This window comes from Ralstonia sp. OTU4908, assembly GCF_038440115.1.
Classification (GTDB): Bacteria; Pseudomonadota; Gammaproteobacteria; order Burkholderiales; family Burkholderiaceae; genus Ralstonia; species Ralstonia pickettii.
Genome location: NZ_JASATD010000002.1, coordinates 352,868 through 359,758, shown reverse-complemented (window position 1 = coordinate 359,758; position 6,891 = coordinate 352,868). Strand labels below are relative to the sequence as shown.

The following is a 6,891-nucleotide window of genomic DNA, read 5'->3' as shown; positions in this document are numbered from 1 at the left end:
ATGAAGACGGTTCGGCCGACCTGAAGTACGTGCTCGCGGCTGCCCGCAACATCGCCCAGCACATGACGGGCTTCAAGGTGATCGTCGACAAATCGACGGTGCCGGTGGGAACGGGCGACAAGGTGCGTGCCGCGGTGGGCGATGTGCTGGCAATGCGCGGCAAGTCGGACATCGGCTTCTCTGTGGTATCGAATCCGGAATTCCTGAAGGAAGGCGCGGCGGTGGACGACTTCATGCGCCCCGACCGTATCGTGCTCGGCACCTATGGCGACGCCGATGGCCTGCGCGCCAAGGCGATCATGCGCACGCTTTACGCACCGTTCAACCGCAACCACGAGCGCACGTTCTACATGGACGTGCGCTCCGCCGAGTTCACTAAATACGCCGCCAATTCAATGCTTGCCACGCGCATTTCGTTCATGAACGAGATGGCCAATCTGGCGGACAAGGTGGGCGCAGACATCGAGCTCGTTCGCCTTGGCATCGGCTCTGACCCGCGTATCGGCTACAGCTTCCTCTACGCTGGCACGGGCTACGGCGGGTCGTGTTTCCCGAAGGACGTGCAAGCGCTGGTGCGCACGGCGCAGGAGTACGGTCAGACGCTGCATGTGCTCGAAGCCGTCGAAGCCGTCAACGACAAGCAGAAGGAAGTGCTGGTCGGCAAGATCGAAGATCGCTTGGGAGCCGACCTGACCGGTCGCACATTCGCCATTTGGGGCCTGGCGTTCAAGCCGAACACCGATGACATGCGCGAGGCTCCGAGCCGCATTCTGATTGCCGCGCTGCTGGCCCGTGGCGCGCGCGTGCAAGTGTATGACCCGGTTGCGATGGAAGAAGCCCGCCATGCGTTGGGGCTCGATCTTTCTGCCGAACAACTGGAACGCGTGATGTTCTGCGCCGGTCAGATGGACGCGCTCAAGGATGCCGACGCGCTGGTCATCGTGACCGAGTGGAAGGCGTTCCGCAGCCCGGACTTCAATGCCGTGAAGGCCCTGTTGAAGACGCCGATGGTGTTCGACGGCCGCAACCTGTTCGAGCCGCAAGCCATGCGCGATGCGGGCTTTGAATACCAGGCCATCGGGCGCTCTACCCAATCGTAATCACCGAGACCCACCGGCCGCTGCCGACGCCCAGACCCATGACCACGCTCGCTTCCGAACAGATTCACGCCGCCCGCATCCTCGTGGTCGGCGACATGATGCTCGACCGCTACTGGTTTGGAGACGTCGATCGGATTTCACCGGAAGCGCCGGTGCCCGTGGTGCAGATCAAGCGCCAGGACGAACGTCTTGGCGGTGCGGCCAACGTGGCCCGCAACGTGGCGGCGCTCGGTGCGCAGGCAGCCATGCTCGGTGTGATCGGCGACGACGAGCCGGGTCGCAGCATCGAAACGCTGCTCGGCGAGAGCCGCGTCACCGGTCACCTGCATCGTGATCCGGCAGTCAACACGACCATCAAGCTGCGCGTGCTCGCACGTCAGCAGCAATTGATTCGCGTTGATTTTGAAAATGCGCCCACGCACGAAGTGCTGATGTCGGTGCTCGATCGTTTCGGTACGCTGGTGCCGCAGCACGACGTGGTGGTGCTGTCCGACTACGGCAAGGGCGGTCTCACGCACGTCGGCAAGATGATCGAGACATCGCGCCAGGCGGGCCGCCGCGTGCTGGTCGACCCGAAGGGCGACGACTATTCGCGCTACAAGGGCGCGACCATGATCACGCCCAACCGGGCCGAAATGCGTCAGGTGGTCGGCTCGTGGAAGTCAGAGCAGGACCTCACCATCCGTGCCCAGAATCTGCGCCGTGAGTTGCAGCTCGAGGCACTTCTGCTCACGCGCTCGGAAGAAGGTATGACGCTTTATACCGAGCACGAAGTGCTCCACGTGTCGGCGCAGGCGCGCGAAGTGTTCGACGTGTCCGGTGCGGGCGACACTGTCATCGCCACCCTGGCCACGCTGCTGGGTGCGGGCGCCAACATCAAGGAAGCGGTTCAGTACGCGAATCGCGCAGGCGGCATCGTGGTCGGCAAGCTGGGTACGGCTGTCGTCACGCACGCAGAACTCTTCAACTGATCACCTGATCAACGGATCATGACCATCATTGTCACCGGCGCTGCCGGCTTTATCGGAGCCAACATCGTCAAGGGCCTGAACGAGCGCGGCGAGACCGACATCATCGCGGTGGACAACCTCACGCGGGCCGACAAGTTCAAGAACATCGTCGACTGCCAGATCAGCGATTACCTGGACAAGACCGATTTTGTCGAGCGCTTTGCGCGCGGCGAGTTCGGCAAGGTCCGTGCGATCTTCCATGAAGGGGCCTGCTCCGACACCATGGAGACCGATGGCCGCTACATGATGGACAACAATTACCGCTACTCGCTTGCGGTGATGCGCGCGTGTCTGGACCAAGGCGTGCAGTTCCTCTATGCCTCTTCGGCCGCCACGTACGGCGCGTCGGAAACGTTCCGCGAAGAGCCCGAGTTCGAGCGGCCGCTCAATGTGTACGGCTACTCCAAGCTGCTGTTCGACCAGGTCGTGCGCCGTGTCATGCCGACCGCGCTGTCGCAGATCGTCGGCTTCCGCTACTTCAACGTCTACGGCCCGCGCGAGCAGCACAAGGGCCGCATGGCGTCGGTGGCGTTCCACAACTTCAACCAGTTCCGCGCAGAAGGTACCGTCAAGCTGTTCGGCGAGTACAACGGCTACCCGCAAGGCGGCCAGATGCGCGATTTTGTGTCGGTGGAAGATGTGGTGAAGGTCAACCTGTTCTTCTTCGACAATCCGGACAAGTCGGGCATCTTCAATCTCGGTACGGGCCGCGCACAGCCGTTCAACGATATCGCCACGACGGTCGTGAACACGTTGCGCGCAGCAGAAGGCAAGCCGGCACTTTCCACCGAAGAGTTGGCTCAGGAAGGTCTCATCGAGTACGTCAAATTTCCCGATGCATTGCGCGGCAAATACCAGTGTTTCACGCAGGCTGACCAGTCCCGCCTGCGGGCGGCAGGCTACGCGGCGCCGTTCCTGACCGTGCAGGAAGGCGTGGAACGTTACTGTCAGTGGCTGCTGAAGCAGCCGGCCTGACCTGTCAGTCCTGCAAAGAATCAGACAGCGTGTGACTTTTTGTCCGTGCGCAGCAGCATCGCCAGGATGCTCTTTAAGATGTGCCGAAACCGCCGCTCACGTGGCGGTTTTTTTATTCCCTATACCCAGGAGAAGCACATGTTGAAGAAACTATTGGCCACCGCGCTGATGTCCCTGTCGATGCTGTCGATGTCGTGGGCGGCGGTAGATGTAAATACCGCGGACCACGCGGGGCTGGAGACGCTGTCCGGCATTGGCCCCAAGCGTTCCAAGTTGATTATCGAAGAGCGCACCAAGAATGGTCCGTACAAGGATGCTGCCGACTTCAAGGCCCGCGTGTCCGGCATTGGTGACAAGACGCTCGTCAAGCTCGAGAACGAAGGTCTGACGTTCGGTGCTCCGGCTCCTGCACCGGCAGCCAAGAAGGACGGCAAGGACGCTAAGAAGAAATAACGCTGGGTCACCCACCGACAACGCCCCGCCTCTAGCGGGGCGTTTTGCCATGCGCGGGGGAGGGATTTGGGCTGCATTACAATGGCCTGATTCCTGTCCCTTACGCATCATGGCCTATCTCACGATCGAAGACACCATCGGCAACACGCCGCTGGTCCAGCTCCAGCGCATTCCAGGCGAAGGCAACGCGCGTCGCGGCAATGTCATCCTCGGCAAACTCGAAGGCAATAACCCGGCCGGCTCAGTCAAGGATCGCCCCGCGCTGTCCATGATCAAGCGCGCCGAAGCACGGGGCCGCATCAAGCCGGGTGATACGCTGATCGAGGCCACCTCGGGCAACACCGGCATTGCGCTGGCCATGGCCGCTGCCGTGCGGGGCTACAAGATGGTGCTCATCATGCCGGAAGACCTGTCGGTGGAGCGTCGCCAGAGCATGGCCGCTTACGGCGCTGAGATCATCCTGACGCCCGTCAAGGGCGGTATGGAATACGCTCGCGACTTGGCCGATGCGATGGAGAAGGAAGGCAAGGGCGTCATCCTCGACCAGTTTGCCAACCCGGACAACCCGCTCGCGCACTACGAGACCACCGGCCCCGAACTGTGGCGCGAGACTGAAGGCCGTATTACGCACTTCGTCTCGGCGATGGGCACGACGGGCACCATTACGGGCGTCTCGCGCTTCCTGAAAGAGAAGAACGCGGATATTCAGATCATTGGTGCACAACCGGAAGAAGGCTCGCGCATTCCGGGCATCCGGAAGTGGCCCGAGGCGTACATGCCGAAGATCTACGATCCGAAATACATTGATCGGACCGAACCGGTGAGCCAGTCCGACGCCGAGCACATGGCGCGGCGCATGGCGCGTGAAGAAGGCATCTTCTGCGGAATCTCCGCAGCCGGAGCGTTGTGCGTGGCGCTGCGCGTAGCCGAGGAAGTGGAAAACGCGACGATCGTGTTCGTGGTTTGCGACCGAGGCGATCGCTACTTGTCGACGGGTGTCTTCCCCGCCTGACGGCACGCCGCATCGCCATGAAAAAAGCGCAGCCGAAGCTGCGCTTTTTCGTTGCGTGGACGGCAGATCAACCCTGCGTCGCCTGGCGCACGGCCTGGCCCAACTCGTACACCGCCGCCGCATAGAAGAAGCTGCGGTTGTAGCGCGTGAGCACGTAGAAATTGCGCAGCCCGACGCGGTATTCGGTCGGCTGGCCGGGCGTGGGCAGATCGATCATCAGCACTTCGGTTTCCTGCTCGCGTGCGGTATCCACACCCGGAGCCAATGCCAGACCAGCGCGTGTGAGCCTGGACAACGTCATGCCGGGATACGGCTGGCCATCTGCGGCGGCGGCCGCAATGCCCTGGCTATCGGCATCGCCGGCAATGTTCCACATCACGGGGCGGTTCGGCTCCCAGCCATGCATCTGCAGGAAGCGGGCAACGCTGCCAATGGCATCCACCGCGCTGTTGCGCAGATCGATGTGGCCGTCGCGATCGTAATCGATGGCGTATTCGCGAATGCTGGTCGGCATGAACTGCGGAATGCCCACTGCGCCCGCATACGAGCCCAGGACCGAGAACGTGTCCGTGCCCGTGTCGCGGCACCAGAGCAGGAAGTCCTTCAACTGATTGCGGAACATCGTGCTGCGGTCTTCGCGGTTGGGCGTGTCGGGGTAGTCGAAAGCCAGCGTGGACAGCGCGTCAATCACGCGGAAGTTGCCCATGTCCCGGCCGTAGATGGTCTCCACGCCAAGGATGCCCACGATCACATCGGCCGGCACGCCGAATTCGTTCTCGGCGCGGCGCAGTGTGTCGCCGTATTGCTGCCAGAACCGCACGCCTGCGCCGATGCGGATCGGCTCAATGAAGCGGCCGCGATAGGCCGTCCAGCTGCGACGCGCGGGTGTGGCCGGCGGCAGGATCAAGCGCGCCACCGTGGCGGAATAGGCTGTGCCCGCAAACAGCGTATCGAGCGATGTCCGGTCAAAGTTGTACTGCGCGACCAGCATGCCGATGAAGGCCTGCGTCTGCGGGTTGTTGCGATAACGATCGGGATCAATCTCTTCTTCATGCACCGCGACGCGGCGCTTGGACGATTTGGCGGCCTTCTTGGCCGCCAGCGAGAGCGCCGGGAAAGAGAGTGCGGAGAGCGCTGCGCCAGCCACCAGGGCGCGCAATACGGGACGACGGGAAGAAAGCGATTGGCTCATGGGCAGGCTTCATACGGGATCGGGGCATTGTAGCGGATGCATCTGTTGGTTCGGCCAGGGCGCGCGGCGTTGTCGCACAGCCGTGCTAACGTAGCGGCTGGAGACACTGAAGCACACCGGATCACAACAACATGGCGACCGGCCTCTACACGCATCCCGAATTTCTCCGGCACGAGATGGGCCCGCACCATCCCGAATGCCCGGACCGCCTGCGCGCGATCGAAGACCAGCTCATCGCCAGCCGCATTGAAGACTTGCTCGTCCCGTGCGAGGCGCCCCCTGCCACCGAGGCGCAGCTGTGTCGCGTGCATCGTGCCGAATACGTGCGCGAGCTGGTGGCCAGTGTGCCGATTGCCGGCTATATGCCGATCGATCCCGACACGTCGATGAACCCGCACACCTATATGGCCGCAGTGCTGGCCGCCGGTGCGGCGGTGGATGCCACCGACAAGGTCATCGCAGGCGAACTTGAAAATGCTTTCTGCAGCGTCCGCCCGCCCGGCCACCATGCCGAGCCTGGCCGCGCGATGGGCTTTTGCTTCTTCAACAACGTGGCCGTGGCCGCGCGTCACGCACTGGAGCATCACGGCTTGCAGCGCGTGGCGATCGTCGACTTTGATGTCCACCATGGCAACGGCACCGAAGCGGCCTTCCGCGATGAGCCCCGCGTGCTGATGTGCAGCATCTTCCAGCACCCGTTCTATCCGTATTCCGGCACCGAGGCGGTGGCGGCCAACATGGTCAACATTCCGCTACCGGCGTATACCAATGGCCTGACCGTACGCGAGGTGGTGGAGACCATCTGGCTGCCGCGCCTGGAGGCGTTCGAGCCCGAGATGCTGTTCATTTCTGCCGGCTTCGATGCGCATCGCGAAGACGATCTGGGCCAGATGGGCCTGGTCGAGGCGGACTACGCCTGGATTACGAAACAGCTGATGCAAGTGGCGCGCAAACACGCCAAGGGCCGGATCGTCAGCTGTCTGGAGGGCGGCTACAACCTCAGCGCGCTTGGCCGCAGCGTGGTGGCGCACGTCAAGGCGCTTGCCGAGCTTTAGGCTATCAACGATGACAATTCATTGATGTCATTCGAAAAAGTAATAAAGACATCGTGAAAGAATCGTTCCTCGCATGTGGGGCCTGCCTTACACT

General features: G+C 62.4%; 7 protein-coding genes. 6 read left to right on the top strand and 1 reads right to left on the bottom strand.

Annotated features, from left to right (window positions below; translation table 11 throughout):
• The 5 genes from AAHM38_RS03550 to cysM all read left to right on the top strand — a co-directional run.
• Positions 1-1,100: UDP-glucose dehydrogenase family protein (locus AAHM38_RS03550; protein ID WP_342234280.1), on the top strand; the 1,100-nt coding region annotated here is incomplete at its 5' end.
• Between the two features lie 38 nt (positions 1,101-1,138).
• Positions 1,139-2,071 carry a D-glycero-beta-D-manno-heptose-7-phosphate kinase gene (gene rfaE1, locus AAHM38_RS03545; RefSeq protein ID WP_116574738.1) on the top strand — a complete coding sequence of 311 codons (933 nt, stop codon included), beginning with the start codon at positions 1,139-1,141 and terminating at the stop codon, positions 2,069-2,071.
• A gap of 18 nt (positions 2,072-2,089) precedes the next feature.
• Entirely contained in the window at positions 2,090-3,085 is a 996-nt protein-coding gene (gene rfaD / locus AAHM38_RS03540; RefSeq protein WP_116574739.1) for an ADP-glyceromanno-heptose 6-epimerase, read from the top strand.
• A 138-nt stretch (positions 3,086-3,223) separates the two neighbouring features.
• Entirely contained in the window at positions 3,224-3,538 is a 315-nt protein-coding gene (locus AAHM38_RS03535) for a ComEA family DNA-binding protein (RefSeq protein WP_009238646.1), read from the top strand.
• 109 nt (positions 3,539-3,647) lie between these two features.
• Entirely contained in the window at positions 3,648-4,550 is a 903-nt protein-coding gene (cysM, locus tag AAHM38_RS03530) for a cysteine synthase CysM (protein WP_012761564.1), read from the top strand.
• Between the two features lie 67 nt (positions 4,551-4,617).
• Here the strand turns inward: cysM and mltB are convergent, their stop codons facing one another.
• Positions 4,618-5,742 (bottom strand): lytic murein transglycosylase B, encoded by a 1,125-nt coding sequence (mltB, locus tag AAHM38_RS03525; protein WP_116574740.1) that lies wholly within the window; start codon positions 5,740-5,742, stop codon positions 4,618-4,620.
• A gap of 131 nt (positions 5,743-5,873) precedes the next feature.
• On the opposite strand from mltB, the gene AAHM38_RS03520 reads away from it, so the two are divergent.
• Positions 5,874-6,797, top strand: a complete 924-nt coding sequence (locus tag AAHM38_RS03520; protein WP_009238643.1) for a histone deacetylase family protein — start codon at positions 5,874-5,876, stop codon at positions 6,795-6,797.
• Positions 6,798-6,891 lie beyond the last annotated feature (94 nt).

What these genes read in the sequence shown, in the direction of transcription:
- rfaE1 (WP_116574738.1), top strand. Translation starts at nt 1,139, where the DNA reads ATGACCACGCTCGCTTCCGAACAGATTCACGCCGCCCGCATCCTCGTG.
- rfaD (WP_116574739.1), top strand. Translation starts at nt 2,090, where the DNA reads ATGACCATCATTGTCACCGGCGCTGCCGGCTTTATCGGAGCCAACATC.
- AAHM38_RS03535 (WP_009238646.1), top strand. Translation starts at nt 3,224, where the DNA reads ATGTTGAAGAAACTATTGGCCACCGCGCTGATGTCCCTGTCGATGCTG.
- cysM (WP_012761564.1), top strand. Translation starts at nt 3,648, where the DNA reads ATGGCCTATCTCACGATCGAAGACACCATCGGCAACACGCCGCTGGTC.
- mltB (WP_116574740.1), bottom strand. Translation starts at nt 5,742, where the DNA reads ATGAGCCAATCGCTTTCTTCCCGTCGTCCCGTATTGCGCGCCCTGGTG.
- AAHM38_RS03520 (WP_009238643.1), top strand. Translation starts at nt 5,874, where the DNA reads ATGGCGACCGGCCTCTACACGCATCCCGAATTTCTCCGGCACGAGATG.